Raw genomic sequence first — 16,308 nt, forward strand, 5'->3', positions numbered from 1 at the left:
GACCCGCCGGAGGCAGACCTCCAGGGCGCGCTCGCGCCGCCGCCGGGCCGGGCGGCGCTCGTAGAGCCGGGCCGCGGCGTGCGCGGTGCGCAGCAGCCTGCCGGGCGGTACGCGGACGTCCGGGCCGGCCGCCCGCCGCGCGGTCGGCATGGCGTCGGTGCCGAACAGCTCGCACCGCAGCCGCGCGCCGAGCGGGCCGAGGTCCGCGGCGAAGCGGCGGCCGTGCAGATAGGCCGCGGCCTGGTAGAGCGAGCGGGCGTGGCACTGCAGGCGATTGGGGTGCAGCGGCAGGCGGCGCGGCGCGAGGAAGAGTTCGGGCGGTACGGGATTGACGCCCCGGTGGCTGTACAGCCCGGCCAGGGCCAGCCAGAACTTGCCCCAGGTGGGGATCGCGGTCACCCCCTCGGGCTGTGCGCGCATCCACCGTGCCGACCGCGCGCACAGTGAGTCGGTGGCGCCCATGCCGAGCAGGCGCAGCGCGACGTAGCCGAGCGCGGTGCAGTACATCGACGCGGGCGCCTCGGGGTGCAGCGCCCAGCCCCCGCCGGGCACTTCGGTGGTGCGGTAGTGCCGGATCATCGCCTCGCGCTCCGCGTGGTCCGGCATCCGGCCGATGACGCGGGCCACGATGACGTACTGGGACAGGGCCGCGGTGTTCCCCACCATCTCGCCCTCCCAGCAGCCGTCGCCCTGCTGCTCCGTGAGCAGCCGGTCGATCGCGCGCCGGTGGGCCGTGCCGGGGGCGGTGTGGAAGGGCAGCGGGCGCCCCGTGGCGGTGGGCAGCGTCGTGTCGGTCATGGCTCCTCCTTCGGGAGGCGCTGTGCGGCGGCCGCGGGCAGGGGAGCGCTCGACGGTCTGCGCGGGGGGACGACACGGGGGTGCCGCCCGGGGAGCAGCCCGCGTCGCGCGAAGCACGCGTGGGCCTGCTCGACGGCGGTGGCGACGCTGGTGGGCCGGTAGCCGAGTTCGGCCCTGGCCCTGGAGCAGTCGGCCTTGCGCTCCGCGCGCAGGAAGCGGACGGCCGCCGGGGAGAAGCGCGGTTCGCGGTGCGGGGCCACCGCCCGCGCCAGCCCGTGCAGCACCTCGGCGGCCCCGGCCATCAGCGGGCCCGGCACGCGCAGCGGGGGCCTGGGGCGTCCCGTGACGTCGGCGAAGAGGTCCATCAGCGCGTCCATGGTCATGAACCGGGTGGACAGCAGGTACTTGCGGCCGGGCCGCCCGTGGCGCATCGCCAGGAGGTGGCCCTCCACCAGGTCGTCGACGGAGACGAACTCGAAGCCGCCCGGCGGGTACGCCAGCAGCCGTCCGTGCGCGAAGTCGAGCAGCGCGCGGCCCGCGCGGGACGGCGCGTAGTCGTGCGGGCCGATGATGGCCGTCGAGGCGGCGATCACCACGTCCAGCCCGGCGGCCGCCGCGCGCAGGCACTCGTGCTCCGCGAACGCCTTGCTCGTGGCGTACGGTGTGTGCCGCCGGAAGGGGTCGTACGGGACGTCCTCGGTGCTCGGCCTGCCCCTGGTCTCGCCCGTGGCGCCGAAGGAGCCGGTGACGACCACGCGCTCCACTCCGTGCCGCAGGGCGGCGTCCAGGACGTTGCGCGTCCCGACGACGTTCGTGCGGTGGATCTCGCGCTTCCCGCCGTCGGCGGGGGTCTTGAGGGCCGCGCAGTGGAAGACCCGGTCGCAGCCGTCCACCGCGCGGGCGACGGACCGCGCGTCGCGCACGTCGCCGCCGACCCGGTGGACGGCGAGCCCGTCCAGCGCGGGGGTCCGCGCGTGGACGTCGCCGCGGAGGAGCACCCGTACGTCCTCGCCGTCACGCAGCAGCCGACGCACCAGGTTGGCCCCGAGATGTCCGGTGGCACCCGTCACCAAAATCACCGATCACTCCTGAAATGGGTGATATCTCCTCGTTCAGAGCGAAAGGCACGCTACTAGGAGAAATGACCGGCTATGGCGATCCGTCATCAGTCCGAGTGAACCGACTGGCCGTCCTGTCCCCCGATGGCCCACAACCGGGGGACAGGACCGGGGGACAGGACGAGGTCATGACGACACCGGAACGGCGACAGGGCGGGTCAGTCCAGGACGTTGCCGTTGCCCTGGCGGACCGCGCGCGAGCGGCGGTGGTCGAGCTGGACGAACGTCCGGTGCAGCCAGCGGTCCTTGCCGTCGTAGCGGGGCGTGAAGTGGGAGCGGCCGTGCAGCACCAGGTGGTTGTTGACGATCGCCAGGTCGCCGGGGACCAGCTTGATGCCCTGCACCACCTTCGCGAAGGCCTCCTCCAGAGCGTCCTTGGCCCGCCCGGCCTCCTCGTCCAGGGGTTCGGTGCTGATGAAGTCGGCGCGTACGTTCGGGTCGTCCTCGGCGCCGATCAGCAGCGCGTGCGGCTCGGACGCGGTCCGCGTGGGGAACGAGGACGGCGGCGGCGTCACGTAGCGCGGCTCGGCCAGCACCGCGCGGTCCGTCTCGGAGAGCAGGGCCAGCGCCCGGCGCACCGAGGTCACCTGGAGCTCCGCGACCCTGTCGTGGTCGGCGCGCACGCAGAACAGCGCCACGTAGTCGGGGCGGTTGTCGTGGAACGTGTTCTCCACGTGCATGCCCAGCCGCTTGGAACCGGCGTTGTTCTGCTCGGCCTCCTGGCCGGGCACCGGCACCACGTTCTGCACCAGCGCGCCGGACTTCTCGTTGCGGTAGGCGATGATCTCGCCGAGCTGGAGCGTGGTCAGCGTGATGACCGAGGAGGAGTGGCCGGGCACCTTCTCCACCGAGCCCAGGACCTGCGGGGTGTCGGGCAGTTCGGCCTCGCGCACAGGAAGGTTGCGTATCAGGAGGCTGCCGTCCGGGCCGGGGTCGTGGCGGTACTGCCGGATGCGGGCGGCGAGGCGGGCGGGGAGTGTGACGGACAGGTCGCGGCCCGCGCTCATCCAGTCCGGGTGGTCGATCTCGGCGGGCTGCGCTGCGGCCAGCAGATCGGCGACCTCGCCGACCCGCGCGCGCTCCTCGTCGGTCAGTACGAAAATGCTCTGGGAGTCCATGGCTGCTGCTCAATCCTCGGTGTGGTCGGTCTGCGGACGGGCGCCGGTCACCGGTCGGTGCGCGGCGTGTCCTCGATGAAGCGCGCGAGCCGGGCGATGCCCTCGCGGATGTCCGGGACGGACAGATTGCTGAAGCCCAGGCGGATCACCCGGTCGCCGCCTCCGTCGACGTAGAACATGCTCATCGGCGCCCAGCTGACGCCGTAGTCGCGGGCGGAGCGTTCCATGGCCGCGAGGTCCGCCTCGAAGCCGACCCGCACCATCAGGAAGAAGCCGCCGCCCGGTACGTTCCAGCTGACCCCGTGCGCGTCGTGCTCCTCGGCCGGGAAGCGCTCGGCGAGCGCGTCGAGAACGGCCCGCAGGCGCTCCTGGTACACGTCCGCCGTCGCACGGCTGGCGCTGCGGAGGTCGTAGTCGGCGTCGACGAGAATGCCGCCGATCACCGCCTGGGCGACCGAGGAACTCTCCACGCTGAGGAAGCTCTTGGTCTTCGACAGCTCCGCGGCCAGCGGCCGGGTGGTGCCGTTCGGGCCGGTGACCGGCTGGTCGGCGACCAGGAAACCGACCCGCACGCCGGGGAACGCGGTCTTGGAGTACGACCCCAGATAGATCACATTGTGCCTGGTGTCAAGGGACTTGAGTGTGGGAAGCTCCTGCCCCTCGCGGCCGAACAGCCCGTACGGGTTGTCCTCCAGGACGATCAGTTCCTCGCGGGCGGCGACCGCCAGCAGCTCCTCGCGCGCCTTCAGCGGCAGCGACGCGCCCGACGGGTTGGAGAAGTCGGGGATCAGATACAGCGCCACCGCCCGCTTGCCCTCGGCCCGCACGGCGCGCACGGCCTCGGCGACCGCCTCCGGGTCCAGGCCGTCCGGGCCCTCCAGCACGCCGCGCAGCGGGATGCCGAGGGTCTTGGCGGCCCCCACGATGCCGACGTACGTGGGCGACACGGTCAGCAGCACCTGGTCCGGCGAGGTGAACAGGGCGCGCAGGGCGATCACCATGGCCTCCTGGGCACCATTGGTGATCATGACGGCCTCGGGGGCGACGTCGATGCCTTCGTCCTGCTTGAGGTTGCGCACCACCTCGTTCTGGATGAAGCCGTTCACCGGGCCGTACTGGAACATCAGCCGGGAGATCTTCTTCTCCGGGACCCCGCTGTCCCGCAGGTGTCCGAGATAGCGGTCCAGGTAGAAGGACAGCCTGCCGACGTCGTGGGTGCCGTCGAACGGCGCGCCGTTGGAGAACGAGATCGCGTCGGGGAACGTCATCACGGTCTCGCTCAGCAGCCGCATCGAGTCCATCCGCGGGTCGGCGACGGACGGGTGCAGCTGGTCGAGGGAGAAGGACACGTGCCCGTCGGCTCCGGTGCTGCCGCTGATGCCGCGCTCAGGGGCGCCGGCCGGCTCCCCGGTCGTCGGCTCCACGATCGATGCGCTCATTGCTCTCTCTTTCGGTGGCTTTCACTGGCTTTCAGTGGCGTACCTGGCTGAGGTGCTGCGATATGCCGACGGCGGCGCCGTCGCGGTCAGGCCCGGCCCGCGGCCCAGACGCCCTTGCCCGGGCGCCACTCGCGCACCCGCGTCGCGGCGATGAACCCGGCCTTGGCGTACGGCTCCTCGTGGAGCACCTCGTCCAGCGCGGCGCGGTCCGGGAGCGCGTACACGAGCAGCCCGGCGTTCGCGTCCGCCAGCGGCCCCGCCGCCAGCAGCACGCCGCTGTCGGTCAGGCCCTTCAGATAGTCCGCGTGGTCCGCGTGCGCCTTCTCGCGCTCCTCGCGGTCCACGTTGTACGTGAACTCGACGACAAATACCGGCACGGAGATCTCCTCGATGGTGGATGGACGGGTGGAAGCGGGCGGTCCTGGGCGGGCCGGGTCACATGTACAGGCCGCCGTTGATGTCGATCACCGCGCCCGTGGAGTAGCCGGCGCTCTCGGAGCACAGGTGGAGCACGCTGCCCGCGGCCTCGGCGACCGTGCCGTAGCGCCCCATGGGCAGCCGGGAGAGCACGGTCCTCTTCGACTCCTCGTCGCGGCGCTCGAAGGCGCCGGCCACCCGGGCGGTCGCGACGGGCCCGTGGGCGACCACGTTCGCCACCACGCCGCTGCCCGCGAGCTCGTAGGCGATCTGCTTGGTCATGCCGATGACCGCCGCCTTCGCGCCCACATAGGCCGCGTTGTTGAAGTGGCTGTACGTACGCCCGCCCGCCGACGCGAAGTTGACGATGCGGCCGTAGCCGTCGGCCGCCATGCGGGGCGCGCACACCTTGATGGCGACCCAGGTGCTGACCACGTTCTCCAGGTACGTCTCGTCGAAGTGGCCGGTGGTCAGGTCCGCGTAACCGATCACGCGGGTGTCCCCGCCGACGCCGTTGACGAGGATCGACGGCGCGTGCCGCTCGACGATGCCGGTCAGCTGCCGCTCGGCGGCCGGGATGTCGGTGATGTCACCGACCACGGCCTCGGTCTTCGTCTGCGCGGCGAGTTCCCCGGCGAGGCGGTTCACCGCTTCCTCGTTCTTGTCGAAGAGGACGAGGGTGTGGCCTTCCGCGGCGAGCCCCCGTGCGACCTCCTGGAGGATTCCGCCCGCTGCGCCGATGAGCAGGGCAGTGCGCTTCGTCATGTCAGCTCTCCTGTGCTGTTGCTGCCGTTCGTCGAGTGCGCCCGGTCGTCCGCCACCGTCCAGTGGCAGGCATCCCGCAGCGCCGGGCTCGGGGCCACCCCGAGGCCCGTACCGTCCAGCGGGTGGGCCAGGTAGTGCTTCCGGTCCACCCGGTAGGGCGGTTCGGTCAGTGCGGTAGGGAACCACTCGTCCTGCTTGCCCGCCTCCACGGTGGCCAGCCCGCCCACCGAGCAGGACAGCAGCCGGGCCGCGGCCCACAGCGGGCCGATCTCGCCGACGTGCACGCCGAGTTGCGCGCCGAGACCCAGCCGCCGGGCGTGCCGGATCAGCCGCAGCGTCGGGAAGACGCCGCCGCACTTGCTGACGCGCGCGTTGACCAGGTCGGCGGCCCGCAGGCGGGCGGCGGTGTCGAGGTCGCCGGGCCCCCAGCAGGACTCGTCGAGCATCACCGGGACGCCGCCCTCCTCGCGGATCGCCCGCATCGCGGGCCAGTCGCGGGGCGCCACCGGCTCCTCGAACCAGGCGATGCCCAGGGGCCGCAGCGCGTGCGCCGCCCGCAGCGCGGTCGCGCGGTCCCAGTCGCCGTTGACGTCGACCGACAGGGTGGCGTCGGGGCCGAACCGTTCCCGTACGTGGGCGACCCGCCGGACGCAGTCGTCGACGTCCTTGGTGGCCTTCAGCTTGATGTGCCGGACCGACCGCAGGGCCTCGGCGTCCAGCCGCTCCACCGCGGCCTCCGGGTCCTTGGCCATGTCCAGGACGTAGGACACGGCGACCGGCCCGGGCCGCTCGGCGAGCGCGTCCACGAGGCACGCCGGGGCTGTCGGGTCCGCCGGGGCTGTCGGGTCCGCCAGGACCGATGCCCGCCGCAGTGCCTCCGCGCCCGACACACCGTGCACCTTGCAGACCAGGTCGAACAGGGCGAGCTCCAGCGCGGCCGCAGCGGCGGGCATCGGCCGGTCGCCGCCGACCAGGGCGGGAAGGTCCAGCGTGGCCAGCGCGCGCAGCGCCGCGTCCAGGTCGGTGACGTCGACGAGCCGGTTCAGCCACCGCGGCCCGAACGCCCGGAGCGCCTCGACCGCGCCGGTCACGGACTCCCCGGTGACGTACTCCCGGGGAGCGCCCTCGCCCCAGCCCTCGTGCCCGGCGGCGGTCAGCGACACCAGCACCGAGGCGGTGGCCGCGCGCGCCTTCCCGGCGTGCACGAAGGGCCGCCCCATCGGCAGGGCGACCGGGGCCACCCGTACGCCGGTGATCACGACCGCGCCCCGGCCGGTCCGGCGATTCCCGCCAGCCAGTCCCAGTAGTCCCGCCGGGCGGGGGAGAACTCGATGTAGTGGTGCCGGGCCGCGAAGGACGTGGTGGTGAAGTCGGCGTGCAGAGCGCGCAACGTCTTCTCCGAGACGTCCAGATCGATGATCGGGTCGCGCTCGGCGCGTACGAAGTGGACGTCCGCGCCCGGCGACACGGGCACCGGCAGCTCCGCGTAGGAGTCCTCCAGGGCGACCATGGTGGCCCTGGTGCGATCGGTGATCTGGCGCAGCATCAGCCGGTCGTTCGCCATGAACTCCAGATAGCGGGCCTCGCCGGTGTAGTCCTCGTCCTCCAGCGCGATGGGCGCGCGGTCCTGGCCGGACAACTGCCGTACAGCCGCCAGGCCGACGGAGCCGAAGCGCGCCCGCTGCTGGCCCAGGGCGGGCGTGCAGTAGACGACCGTGGCCACGTCGAGCCCGCCGCCCGTCGCGGCCAGACCCGCGACGACACTGCCGCCGAAGCTCTGCCCCAGGACCGTGACCGGCAGGCCCGGGTGCTCCCGCCGCGCCGCGTCCAGGCCCAGCCGGTAGTCGTCCAGGAGCGCCTCGGCCGAGGCCAGGTCGCCCCTCCCGCCACCGCTCAGGCCCGAGCCGCGGCGGTCCAGCGCGTACCCGACGACCCCGCGCGCGGCGAGCTCGGGCCCGGTCTCGAAGAGCCAGCCGGCGTGGCTCTGTATGCCGTGCACGTAGAACAACACGCCGCGCGCGTCGCCCTGCGGGGCCCAGCGATGCAGGGCGAGCCCTGTCCCGTCGGTTGCCGTGAGTTCGGATATCTGATGAATGTCCTGTGGGTACAACGGAGTTCAACCCCCCAATTGAGCAATTCCGTTACGAAGGCGCCCTGCAAGGGGCGCGGGGCTGCATCGATCTGCGGCTCCGCCGCGTGGGCGCGACCAGCCACAACGGACCAGCAGCCGCCAACGCGGCTTACGAGGCACCCCAGTGGGCGCCGTCGTCGAAGTACCGCAGCAGATCCCCGTTCCGCTGGATCCAGTAATGCTTGAGCTGGGCCGGCGAGGCCCCCTCGCGCTGCCTGCGCTGGTCGATCGCCGCGAACGTCCCCGGCCGGACGGCCAGCACCCGCATCGGGGTGAGCCGCTCGGTGCGCCGTTTCTCCGCGTACTCGATGTTGAGCCGCTGCAGCTGCGCCTCGACCCGCTCCGCGAACCGCTCGGGCGTCGACGCGAGCTCCTCCGGCCACTCGATCGCCAGCGTGTAGCCGGGCGGTGTGTTCCACACCGGGATGCAGGTGAACAGCGGCCGGAACCGCCAGTCGTCGCCCAGGCCGAGCCGTACCGCGTTGTGCACGTCCTCCTCGGTGAGCTTCTCGCCGGTGAACGAGCTGCCGAAGCCGCTGCGCCCGGCGAACGCCATCCGCGGCACCTCGCCGACCCGGTCCACCACCGTGTAGCGGTCGCCGAGGTCGTACCGGTACAGGCCGTTGGCCTGGCTCATGACGACGTTGTACGTCCGGCCGACGTCGAGGTCCCGGTAGCCGACGGTCTCGACGTCCGGCTCCAGGTCCGCGTCGTCGTCGCGGTCGTCGGCCGGTACGAACTCGTACAGGCCCAGGTCGATCGCCAGCGGACCGGCCGAGTCGTGGGCGTCCACCGGGATGGTCACGATGCCCTCCGTGCCCGTGGCACTGAACGGCAGCTTCGGCACGCCCGGCGTGACCTCCTCCAGCCACGGCCGGTAGAGCGCGGCGGAAGCCGAGTTCCACGACACGACCAGCGACAGGTCCGGCCACAGGTCGGCGATGCGCAGGCCGCCCCCGTTCGCCCGGCGCGCGGCCTCCAGCCCGGCCGCCCGGGCCGGGTCGGGGTCCCCGCACGGCAGGCCGTCGAGCGTGCCGTGGCGCAGGTCGGCGATCAGGTCCCCGGAGCGCTCGGCGAGCTGCTCGGCCAGGCCGACGATCTTCGACGGGTTGAGCGCGACGACGATCCGGACGTCCGAGGAGGCCAGCAGCCGCAGCTTGCGGTAGAGGCCGGTCTTGTAGTCCTCGTCCTCGACACCCTGGAACCAGTCCTCCTCGTACCACGGCGGCGTCCAGTCGACGCTGCTGACGGAGGCGGGCCGCTGGGAGATCGAGTAACTGGGGAAGTCGCCCACGGGATCGATCGAGGCGGTGCGCTCCCAGGACAGGTCGAGCACGGCGGCGCCGCGCGAGCGCTCGTAGCCGATGCTCTCGAAGTAGAGCCCCCACTGCGCGTACAGCGCCCGGCCGCGGTAGAGGTTGCGCCAGTGGCGGGTGGTGGGGATGAGCTTCGGCTTGCCGCTGGACCCCGAGGTCTTCAGGAAGGCGTAGGGATCGCTGCGGGTCAGCACGTTGCTGTCGCCGTCGAGGAGCTTCTGGATGTACGGCTCGAAGGCCGGGTAGCAGCGCACGGGGACGGCCTTCTTCCAGTCCGCCAGGGTGCGGACCGCGCTCAGCCCGTGCTTCTTGCCGAAGTAGGTGCCCTCGGCCTGGTCGAGGATGTCCTTGAAGACCCGGTCGGAGTGCTCCTGCGGTGCCGCGCAGATCGCGCGCTGCCGCTCCAGAGCCGTTCTCGCCCGGTCCAGGAACGCGCCGGTGACGACGGAGGAGTTGACCGCCTGCCGCCTGGTGAATGTCGTGCTGTTCTGTACCGCTGTTCCGGGCTGTACGGCTGTTCCGGACACCGGCGAGACGTCGGTGCTCATGTCCCTTACCCCCCATGTGTTCAGCGTTGCCGCGGTGCGGTGCGCCGCGCGTTCAGGCAGAACGTGCGCCGTGCGCCGTGCGCCGCGCGTTCAGGCCGGTATGCCGTCCACCGGCTCGGTCTCGATCGGCTCGGTCTCGATCGTGATCGCGGCCATGACCTCCTCCGCGCGTGCCGCCGCCCGGTCCGCGTCCTCGCCGTTGGCGATCACGAAGCCCATGAGGAGCTCCCAGTTGTTGCGGACGGGGTGGGCGATCTCGCCGACCTCCAGGCACAGGTTGACGCCCACCTCGGCGTGCCGGATCGGGTCGAGGCCGACCAGCCCGGTCCAGGCCTTCTCGACCGGCATCCGATGCACGGGGACGCCGAGGGTTTCGAGGGCGTCGAGGCCGGAGATCCGCGTCACGCGGCCCGGCTTCGGCATGAAGAAGATCATGGCCGCGCCCTTGCCGGAGTCCAGCGCGTGCGGGGTGAACGTCTCCAGGCCGAGCGGCACGGACACCTGGAGCCGGGACAGGTCGACGCCGTAGGCGCGCTTGACCAGTTCGTTGATGGCGCCGCCGCCGATGCGGCAGTGCGTCTCCAGGACGCGCGGCCCCTTGTCCGTGAGGATGAACTCGGTGTGCGACGGGCCTTCGAGGAGGCCGACGGCGTCCAGCAGCGCGGAGGTGAGCCGGACCATCTCGTTCCGGTTCTCCTCGGAGACCCGGCCGGGGAACAGGTCGCCGATCTCGACCACCTGGTCGGGGTGCTTGAGGTACTCGTCGATCCCGACCGGGTGGTGCTTCCCGGCGACGGAGAACGACTCCAGGGTCACCTCGGGCCCCTCCAGGAACTCCTCCACCAGGCCCTCGGTGTGCCCGTCCGCGACGTACAGTCCCCAGGCGCGGCGCGCCTGCTCCGCGTCCTCGATCGGCAGGGTGGAGAGGCTGCCCGTGCTGTCGATCGGCTTGAGGATGATCTTTCCGTTCACCTCGGCCAGGAAGGCGAGGAGCTCGGCCTCGCTCGCCACGGTGCGGTGCAGCACCGGGCTGATGCCGACGCGGTCCATGGCCTGCCGGGTCAGCACCTTGTTCTTGATGGCGACGACGGTCTCCACGCTGTTGCCCGGGATGCCGAGCTTCTCGCTGACCACGGCCGCCGTGAGCACGGCGTCCTCACCGGGGGCCAGGACGCGGCGGAAGGGGCGCTCGCGGTGCAGCGGGGCCAGGACGTCGAGCACGGCCTCCGCGTCGGCGACCGGGCACTCGATCATGAGGTCCACGTACTGTCGGACGCGGTCGGGGCGGCTGCCCGGCGAGTGGACGAGCACGACCTCCAGGCCCAGCTCCTTGGCGTGTCGGGCCATGTCAGTCCGGCTGCCGACGATCGCGATGCGTTCCATGGAATTTCCTTTTCCCTTTGGTGCGCGGTGCTTTGCGAGGTGCTTTGTGGGGCTGTGCTGAGAGGTGCTTTGCGGGCTGTTTTATCGGTTCAGGCCGGGACGCCCGTCGTCACACATCGGCCTCACTGGCCGGTGCCGCCGGTGCTGCCGGTGCGGGTGTGAGTTCCGCCGCGCCCGGCACGTCCGCGTAATGCGGAATTCTCGCCATCGCCTTGAAACCGATCGCCACCGCGATTCCGACGGCCGCCAGCACCGTCCACAGCGCCGGATAGCCGAATTGGCGGGCGATGACGATGCCCAGCGGGCCGCCCAGGATCAGCCCGAGATTCCAGGCGAAGAAGAAGGAACCCTGATAGGTGCCGGCCGCCCCCTCCGGCGAGCGCCGGGCCAGGAAAGTGGAGGCCATCGGTACGTAGATGACCTCGCCCAGCGTCCAGACGACCAACGCGCCCACGAACCAGGGCACATTGTGGGCCGGGGCGTTGAGCCCGAATCCGATCGCCACCAGAACGGCGCCGATCACCAGCGGGGTGTTCTCCCGCATCCGCTCGGTGACCTTCGGGACGAAGGGCAGCGCGGCGACCATGAGGACCGCGTTCACCGCGAAGACCAGGCCGATGGTGGACGGGGAGATGCCCTCGTGGTCCATGTGCAGCGGCAGGGCGGCCTCGAACTGGAGGTAGACGCAGGCCAGGACGAAGGACAGGCCGAGAAACGCCAGCAGCACGGGGTTGCGGAACGGCGCCAGCATGTCGCCCACCGCCCGGCGCGGGGACCACGGCTCGGCCGTACCCTCCGACCGCTGCGCGAGCCGGTCCTTCGGCAGCGCGGCGACCAGGACGAAGTAGAGGACACCGGCACCGGCCCACAGCAGGAACAGCGCGGGCGGCCAGGCGGCGAGGGCGAACCCGGACAGCACCGGCCCCAGCGACGCGCCGATGTTGAAGCCCACGTGAAGGATGCTGTACGCCTTGGTGAAGTGGTCCTTCGGCACGAGCGCGGTCACCAGGCCCGCGGCGGCGGGCCGGTCCACCGCCGTGAGCAGGCCGGCGACCGGCGAGCACGCGCCGATCACATAGATGTTGTCGACGAAGGCCAGTGCGGAGGCGATGGCGACGACGCCGAGCTGCGCGGTCATGATGACCCGCCGGGCGCCGAACCTGTCGGCGACGACCCCGCCGACGAGCCCGGCCACGACCACACCGGCGCCGAACAGGGCGAGCACGACCGGAGTGGTGGCCTTCGTGGAGATCTCGTTCTGTTCCAGGTAGATGACGAGGAAGGCGGGCACCAGCACGCCGAAGCGGTTGGCGGTCTGGCCCGACCACAGCAGCCAGAACGCCTTGGACAATCGCATCGTCAGTTCCCCTGGTGTGTGTTGATCGACCGGCCCGGGTCGCACACCCCCGCGTCTCCACCGGAACCGGCCGGGAGGCCACGGCCGTGAAACACGGACGTGCGAATCCCCCGTCGGCTCGATATCGACATCGGCCGCTGAACCGCCTTCTCCGCCCGGCTTTACCGTTCGGCCGAGCCGGGCCATCGGAAAACCGTTACGGCCGGAAAACCGTTACGGCGCAACGCAGTTGCGCCGGACACGCGACTTCCGCGTGATTCGCGGCGGCACCGGAGACCGGCACGTGACGCTGGTGGCTTCCCCCCGAGTAGGACGCTACAAATGCCCTTCTCCGACTGTCAATAGGTAAAGATTTGCCGCTCGAAGGCCTCGTGACCGGCGGACTTGTGTGTTCACCCGCGCCGTTCCCGAGGGGCCCTGAAGCGGCAAGAAAGTGCCGCACCGTATGGCGTACTGTCCGGGGCAGTGCAAGCGGCCCATGCGATGCCCATGTGATGCGTCCGGGAGGCGATCCATCATGACGGTGCTCTTTGAATGCATCCACGAGGACGAGCGCTGCTTCGGTCTCGGCGTACCGCAGGACGGGGCGGATCTGCGGCTGTACGCCCTGGGCGGTGACCAACTCGCCGTACTTCTGGGGAAGTCGGGCGGCGACATCGAGGCCCTGACCGCCGGGCGGACACCGGTGCACGTGCCGTCCGCGGACCGGAACCGGGTCCGGATGCTGCCCCCGCTGATGCCGGAACACGTCGGCGACGCCCTGGTCGGCGGCTTCATGATGACCCACAACGTTAAAGCGGATGCCACAACTCCGGATCAGCCCAACTGGTTTGTGAAGGGACTCGGCGACGCGCTGAAGCTGCCCGGCGAGCCGCTGTCCGTGCCGGGCGACGCGCTCGCCGTGTGCGAGGAGGCGGAGGTCGTCCTCGTCTACGTGGGGGAGGAGGGGACCGGCAGACCCGTCTACGTGGGCCACGGCTTCGGCAACGACGTCACCGACATCGGCCGCTTCAAGCGGCACAACGGGCACCTGTCGTACGCCAAACTCTGCGACGCCGCGATCTCACCCGTACTGCACGTCGGCCCGCCGCCGGCCCGGGTCACCGGTGAGACGAGGATCGAGCGGGACGGGGACGTGGTCTGGAAGGGCGCGTTCACCACCGGCACCGACGCCCTGTTCTACGACCTCGACACCATCATGGCGACGCTCATGGCCTACGAGGCCCTGCACCGCCCCGGCCGGGTGCACTACGTGTACATCGGCGCCGACCGCAGCAGCTTCCACGCCGGACACGAGATGGCCGACGGCGACCGGGTCACCCTCGACTTCGCGAGCCACGGCGTCACGCTCGCCAACCCGCTCACGTGGACGGCACGCCCTTGAACTCCTCCGTCGCGTCGTCCGCGCCGTCTTCGGACGGTACGAGCACGACGTAACGGATGCCGGGGAGATAGGCGGGGAGCAGCACCTGGGACGTGACAGCGAACGGCTCGGGCCGGATCCGGGGGAGCTCCAGACGGAAGCGGTGCCGCTGCTGATGGGCGACGACGCGCGGGCCCTCGTCCCAGATCTCCAGGCACTCGGGAACGGCCAGCAACTCGTCGAGCAGCCCGCGCAGGGCGGCGTCCTTCGGCCTGCCCGCGAGCGCGAACCGCAGCTGCCCCAGGTAGACCTCGGCGTTCCGGCGCCAGTCCACCAGCTGCGTCCGCGCCTCGGGGCTGGTCAGCGCCCACCGCAGGAGGTTGGCCGAGGGCTCGCGGACCCAGGGGAACCACGCGGCCATCGCGGGGTTGTGGGCGATGACGTCCCAGGTGTGGTCGATCAGGTAGTGGGGGAACTTCTCCGCCGCTTCCACCAGGTGCGCGAGCGCCCGCAGGGCGTCGGCGTCGGAGCCCTCGATGTTCGGTTCCGGTGGGGTGGCGCCGCCGTACGCCCGGGTGTAGAGCACCATGCGCTCGTCGGGGCCCAGGGTGAGCGCCGAACCGAGCCGCTCCAGCACGTCCCCGGCCAGCGACACCGGCTGGCCGCCCTCCAGGTTCCGGTACCACCGCTCGCTGACCCCCGCGCGCCGGGCGATCTCCTTCTGCGACAGCGGCTTGCCGCGCCCCGACCTGGAGCCCGCTTCGGCGCGCCACGCCCGCAGGAGGTCCGGCAGGAGTATGCCCTTCAGGTCCGAGCCGGTGACCATCTCACCGCTGGGGTCGACCGCCGTCACAGGGAAATCCTTTATTGAGAACATCCAGAACATCCAGGCAAGTCGATCGTATCGGTCCGCCGATGAGCGGGGTGTGCGCCGACGGCGCGATGTGCGGGCGCGCGCGCCCGTTGCGGGAGACTGTCGGACGCGGACAATTGGCCTCATGGCGGTACAGACCGTCGGCGTGCCCGGAGCGGAGACGGCGGATGTGCCGGATGCGACGGGTCCGACCGTACTGATCATCGGTGGCGGCCCGGTCGGGCTGACCGCCCGCGCGCTGCTGGAGCGCTGGGGCGTGCGGTCGCTGCTCGTGGAGAAGCACGGCGAGCTGTCGCCCTTTCCCCGGTCCCGGCTGGTCAACGTGCGCTCGATGGAGATCTTCCGCGGGCTCGGGATCGCGGCCGGGATCACGGCCAGGGCGTTCGCCCCGAAGTACGGCCGCATCCGCTTCCGTGACACCCTGCTCGACCACGACTTCGCCACGGCGGCGATGGTCGGGGTCAACGCGCCGGTGGCCGAGAGCCCCGTGCTCGGCGTGGCCACCTCGCAGGACCGGCTGGAGCCCGCACTGCTCGCCGCGGCGGAGGCGCCGGTGCGGTTCGGGACCGAGCTCGTCGGCCTGACCGAGGAGGCCGACGGCGTGACGGCCTCGCTCGTGGACCGCCGGGACGGTGCGCGGACGCGCGTCCGCGCCGCTTACGTCCTCGCCGCCGACGGCGCGAACTCCGCCGTCCGGCACCTGCTGGGAATCGGCACCACCGGCCCCGGGGCGATGGGCGGCTTCACCACCGTCGTGTTCGACGCCGACCTCGACCGCTGGTCGGCCGACCAGCCCGCCGGGGTCTACTTCACGGCACACGGCATGTTCGCCCCGCTCTACCCCGAAGGGGGCTGGGCCTGGTTCGTCCCCACCCCCGAGGACGCCGCGCACGCCGACTGGGCCGCTCTCGTCACCCACGCCCTCGGCGCTGCCGCCGCTCCACGGGTGGACGTACTGCGCGTCCAGCACTGGCTGATGAACGCCTTCGTCGCCGAGCGCTTCCGCCACGGCCGGACCCTGCTGGCCGGGGACGCCGCGCACGCGGTCCCCATCGTCGGCGGCCTGGGCATGAACGCGGGCATCGCCGATGTGCACAACCTGTGCTGGAAACTGGCGGGCGTGCTCCAGGGGTGGGCGGGGCCCGGCCTGTTGGAGACTTACGAGACGGAGCGAAGCCCCGTCGCCCACCGGACGCTCGACCAGGCGGTGGCCAACACCAAGCTCCTGCTGGACGTACAGAAGCGCCGCCGCGAGCAGCTACGGACGGGCGAGCCGACGCAGGCGAACGTAGAACTCCCCTGGTCGGAACGCTACTTCGCCCAACTGGGCCTGGTACTGGGCGTGGGATACCGCTCGGAGGCGGTCCTCCCCGACGAAACCACCCCGCAGGAGCCCCCCGACACGGCCACGGACACGGACTACGTCCCCACCGCGACCCCGGGCCACCGCATGCCGCACCTCTGGCTCACGCGGGACCGCTCCGCACTGGACGCCTTCGGCGAGTGGTTCACCCTGCTCACCCCGGACCCCACCGGCTGGCTGAACGAGACGCGACGCGCCACCGAGCGATGGCCCCTGCGTATCGAGCCTCTCCCCGCCGAGCACACCGGCCTCTGCGGCCTCGACGAGAGCGGCGCACTGCTCGTCCGCCCCGACGGCCACATCGCGGCCCGCTGGCCC

At 71.7% G+C, this 16,308-nt stretch carries 14 protein-coding genes; 2 read left to right on the forward strand and 12 right to left on the reverse strand.

What is annotated here, in order from left to right; translation table 11 throughout:
- The 11 genes from K6I34_RS14900 to K6I34_RS14950 all read right to left on the reverse strand — a co-directional run.
- Positions 1–798, reverse strand: a 798-nt coding sequence (locus tag K6I34_RS14900) for a hypothetical protein (RefSeq protein ID WP_229326200.1), incomplete at its 3' end; no start/stop codon positions are given.
- Positions 795–1,877: an SDR family oxidoreductase gene (locus K6I34_RS14905; protein WP_229326202.1), complete on the reverse strand. Its 1,083-nt coding sequence runs from the start codon at positions 1,875–1,877 to the stop codon at positions 795–797. The genes K6I34_RS14905 and K6I34_RS14900, both read right to left, overlap by 4 nt.
- Before the next feature lie 197 nt (positions 1,878–2,074).
- Positions 2,075–3,034 (reverse strand): TauD/TfdA family dioxygenase, encoded by a 960-nt coding sequence (locus tag K6I34_RS14910; protein WP_229326204.1) that lies wholly within the window; start codon positions 3,032–3,034, stop codon positions 2,075–2,077.
- Positions 3,035–3,081: 47 nt separating this feature from the next.
- Positions 3,082–4,473, reverse strand: coding sequence for a PLP-dependent aminotransferase family protein (locus tag K6I34_RS14915; protein ID WP_229326206.1), 1,392 nt, complete (start codon positions 4,471–4,473; stop codon positions 3,082–3,084).
- A gap of 86 nt (positions 4,474–4,559) precedes the next feature.
- Complete coding sequence (locus K6I34_RS14920) at positions 4,560–4,850, reverse strand: YciI family protein (protein WP_229326208.1); 291 nt, start codon at positions 4,848–4,850, stop codon at positions 4,560–4,562.
- A 58-nt stretch (positions 4,851–4,908) separates the two neighbouring features.
- Positions 4,909–5,655 (reverse strand): SDR family NAD(P)-dependent oxidoreductase, encoded by a 747-nt coding sequence (locus K6I34_RS14925; protein ID WP_229326210.1) that lies wholly within the window; start codon positions 5,653–5,655, stop codon positions 4,909–4,911.
- Positions 5,652–6,914, reverse strand: coding sequence for an enolase C-terminal domain-like protein (locus tag K6I34_RS38665; RefSeq protein ID WP_229326212.1), 1,263 nt, complete (start codon positions 6,912–6,914; stop codon positions 5,652–5,654). The genes K6I34_RS14925 and K6I34_RS38665 overlap by 4 nt, the downstream gene beginning before the upstream one ends.
- Positions 6,911–7,765 carry an alpha/beta hydrolase gene (locus K6I34_RS14935; RefSeq protein WP_229326214.1) on the reverse strand — a complete coding sequence of 285 codons (855 nt, stop codon included), beginning with the start codon at positions 7,763–7,765 and terminating at the stop codon, positions 6,911–6,913. The genes K6I34_RS38665 and K6I34_RS14935 overlap by 4 nt, the downstream gene beginning before the upstream one ends.
- A gap of 130 nt (positions 7,766–7,895) precedes the next feature.
- Positions 7,896–9,650 (reverse strand): GH3 auxin-responsive promoter family protein, encoded by a 1,755-nt coding sequence (locus tag K6I34_RS14940; RefSeq protein ID WP_229326216.1) that lies wholly within the window; start codon positions 9,648–9,650, stop codon positions 7,896–7,898.
- Between the two features lie 90 nt (positions 9,651–9,740).
- A complete protein-coding gene (locus tag K6I34_RS14945) occupies positions 9,741–11,033 on the reverse strand; it encodes an acetyl-CoA carboxylase biotin carboxylase subunit family protein (RefSeq protein ID WP_229326218.1) in 1,293 nt (430 codons plus the stop codon).
- A 109-nt stretch (positions 11,034–11,142) separates the two neighbouring features.
- On the reverse strand, positions 11,143–12,390 hold the full coding sequence (locus tag K6I34_RS14950) for an MFS transporter (protein ID WP_229326220.1): 1,248 nt from the start codon (positions 12,388–12,390) through the stop codon (positions 11,143–11,145).
- A gap of 517 nt (positions 12,391–12,907) precedes the next feature.
- Here K6I34_RS14950 and K6I34_RS14955 point away from each other — a divergent pair.
- Positions 12,908–13,774 carry an FAH family protein gene (locus K6I34_RS14955; protein WP_229326221.1) on the forward strand — a complete coding sequence of 289 codons (867 nt, stop codon included), beginning with the start codon at positions 12,908–12,910 and terminating at the stop codon, positions 13,772–13,774.
- On the opposite strand, the gene K6I34_RS14960 is transcribed toward K6I34_RS14955, so the two are convergent.
- Entirely contained in the window at positions 13,752–14,606 is an 855-nt protein-coding gene (locus K6I34_RS14960) for a helix-turn-helix transcriptional regulator (RefSeq protein ID WP_229326223.1), read from the reverse strand. The two genes, K6I34_RS14955 and K6I34_RS14960, sit on opposite strands and share 23 nt — an antisense overlap.
- A 145-nt stretch (positions 14,607–14,751) precedes the next feature.
- Here K6I34_RS14960 and K6I34_RS14965 point away from each other — a divergent pair.
- On the forward strand, positions 14,752–16,308 hold a 1,557-nt coding region (locus K6I34_RS14965; RefSeq protein WP_229326225.1), incomplete at its 3' end, for an FAD-dependent monooxygenase.

The sequence above is a fragment of the Streptomyces sp. UNOC14_S4 genome, assembly GCF_020740835.1.
Taxonomy (GTDB): Bacteria; Actinomycetota; Actinomycetes; order Streptomycetales; family Streptomycetaceae; genus Streptomyces.